The following is an 819-nucleotide window of genomic DNA, read 5'->3' as shown; positions in this document are numbered from 1 at the left end:
AAAAAGGCTATCACAATGTTGCAATGCAAGCGATCGCTGAAGAATGCAAAATGTCAAAAGCATCTATTTATAAACTGTTTCAATCTAAAGAAGATCTTCTGCTGGCATTGATCAAGTTCAGAAAGCATGAAATGCTGAACAAAAGCGCCGTCATCAATACGGAAACCTCGCTGACGCCGAAAGAAAGATTCGCTAAAAAAATCGCTTTGGAGATTACGGAATTCAGTGAAAACCGCCAATTTATCAATTTCATCTCCAATGAGGGATCATCTCCGGATACCGCAGTATTTAAAAAGCATCTGAAAGAAACAAAATCAATGATTATCAGCTGGCATAAAGACTCTATCATTCAAGCGTACGGCGAAGAGGTCGAGCCGTTTATATGGGATATCGTCATCATTTTCCACGGGCTGATGAGGGAATTCCTGTTTTTAGTCGGCACTGGAAAAGCGCAGCCTGACGTTAAAACGATTCCGCCATTCATTATGTCAGTTCTGGACCTCTTCATAGAGAAAAAGCTGAACGAAGATCAGAAAAGTTCATTAAATGAAGACATTATTGCCTCCTATTCGAATTTCTCATCATACTGGGCACCGCCCAAAAAAGAGGAATTGCTTGAAGACCTTTTGCAAAAACTGAAAACCAAGATTTCTTCGCTGTCACAAGACGACTTTGCCGTGACAGAACTGCTGTCAGCGGCAGATTTGCTGAGCGAAGAGCTTTTCAGCAAAGAGCCCCGCACGTATTTAATTAAGGCTCTCCTTGATTACCTTGGAAAAATCGAGGCCATCCAATACGATGTTTCACAAATACAAACGA

The 819-nt window shown here is 41.3% G+C and carries 1 protein-coding gene; it reads left to right on the top strand.

The genetic code is table 11. The features are described 5' to 3' along the window. Nucleotides 1-819 (top strand): TetR/AcrR family transcriptional regulator (locus ACWHAR_RS25535; protein WP_452088242.1); only part of this gene is annotated, 819 nt, incomplete at both ends.

Source organism: Bacillus sp. LR--39, from assembly GCF_053613335.1.
The sequence above is the reverse complement of the archived record's forward strand: the minus strand, read 5'-3'. Positions and strand labels throughout refer to the sequence as shown.